This window comes from Streptomyces flavofungini (assembly GCF_041028215.1).
GTDB lineage: Bacteria > Actinomycetota > Actinomycetes > Streptomycetales > Streptomycetaceae > Streptomyces > Streptomyces flavofungini_B.
This window is the reverse complement of sequence record NZ_JASKYR010001201.1, coordinates 1-1828: the sequence shown is the minus strand read 5'-3', so window position 1 is coordinate 1828 and position 1828 is coordinate 1. Positions and strand designations below refer to the sequence as shown.

The window sequence follows — 1828 nt, the reverse complement described above, 5'->3', positions numbered from 1 at the left end:
GGCCGAGCGCGAGCAGTCCGCGCGCCCACTCCTCGGGCGTCCCGCCCGCCGCGTCGCCGAGTACCACCCGTGCCTCGTGCTCATTGACCACCAGCGGGTCGCAGGCGGCGAGCACCTCGTCCGGCAGCGGGGCGGGCGGCGAGGGGTTGAGGACGAGCCGGGCCCCCGGCCGCAGCCCGCGCGCCACCTCGGCGACCGTGTCCAGCGGGATCTCCAGTTGCGTGGAGACCACCCGGGCCGCCGCGAGCAGGCTGCCCGCCGCGCGGATGTCCTCGGGGGTGAGGCGCATGTTGGCGCCGGGCGAGACCACGATGCTGTTGTCGCCCGACGGGTCGACGGTGATCAGCGCGACACCGGTCGGCGCCCCGCCCACCAGGACCCCCACCGTGCGCGTCGTCGCCCACCCGGGCGAGGAGCGCGGTGCGCGCCCCGAGCCGGGCGGCGGCCACGGCCTGGTTGCCGCCCTTGCCGCCCGGGTGGACGGACAGGTCGGAGCCGAGGACCGTCTCGCCCGGCGCCGGCCTGCGCTCCACACCGACCACCAGATCGGCGTTGGCGGAGCCCACGACCAGCAGCTCGTAGTCGTCGTTCATGCGCTGTTCCCTGAGTCGATCATGTTGCTTTTCCCTGCTTTCAGGAGAAATTCTGCACGTTCTTCGCGGTGACGACCTTCACCGGCACCTTCACCGTCTCCTTGACGTCCTTGCCCCCGGCCGCCCGCACCGCGTTGCGCACCGCGATCCTGCCGAGTTCCTTGGGCTGCTGCGCCACGGACGCGTAGAGCGTGCCCGACTCGACCGCCTTGAGGCCGTCCGGGGTGCCGTCGAAGCCGACCACCGGCACGGAGGCGCCCGCCTTGTCGCCGAGCGCCTTGACCGCGCCGAGCGCCATCTCGTCGTTCTCGGCGAAGACGCCGTTCAGGCCCTTGTGGGACTGGAGCAGGTTCGTCATGACGTCCAGGCCCTTGGTGCGGTCGAAGTCCGCGGGCTGCCTGGCGACGACCTTGATGCCGGGGTAGGCCTTGATGCCCTCCGCGAAGCCCTGTCCGCGCTCACGGCTCGCCGAGGTGCCCGGCGTGCCCTGGAGGACGACGACCTCGCCCTTGCCGCCCAGCTTCTCGGCGAGGGACTTCGCCGCCAGCCTGCCGCCCGCGATGTTGTCGGAGGCGACGAGGGTGGCCGTCTCGGCCTTGTTGACGCCCCGGTCGGCCGCGATCACCGGGATGCCGGACTTGTTGGCGCCGCGCACGGCGGGGCCCGCCGCGTCGGAGTCCACCGGGTTGACGATGATCGACTGCACGCCCTCGCCGGTGAAGTTCTGGAGCTGATTGGACTGCTGGGACGCGTCGTTCTGCGCGTCGGTGACGGTCAGGTCGACGCCCGCCTTCTCGGCCTCGGCCTGCGCGCCCTCCTTCATCTGCACGAAGAAGGGGTTGTTGAGGGTGGACAGCGACATGCCGACCTTCGTCGAGGTGCCGGACGAACCCGAGTTGAAGAAGGAGACCGCGCCGAGCACGGCCGCCACGACCACGGCTGCCACCGCGTACTTGACCGCCTGCGGCCCCTTGAGCCCGGCGCCCGGGGCGCCCGAGGAGGCGCCGGGGACCGCACCGGCCTTGCGGCGCAGCGTGTCGAGGAGGACCGCGAGCGCGATGACGACGCCGATCACGACCTGCTGCCAGAACGCCGACACGGACAGCAGGTTCAGGCCGTTGCGGAGCACCGCGAGGATCAGCGCGCCGACGAGCGTGCCGGACGCCTTGCCGACCCCGCCCGCGAGACTGGCGCCGCCGATCACGACGGCGGCGATGGCGTCGAGCTCGTAGCCC

At 72.5% G+C, this 1828-nt stretch carries 1 protein-coding gene and 1 pseudogene; both read right to left on the bottom strand.

Annotation, left to right across the window (positions count from 1 at the left end; translation table 11 throughout):
* A pseudogene (locus AB8Z36_RS39735) lies at nt 1-593 on the bottom strand (ribokinase); the annotation flags it as partial.
* A 40-nt stretch (nt 594-633) separates the two neighbouring features.
* Nucleotides 634-1828: ABC transporter permease/substrate-binding protein (locus AB8Z36_RS39730; protein ID WP_369218223.1), on the bottom strand; the 1195-nt coding region annotated here is incomplete at its 5' end.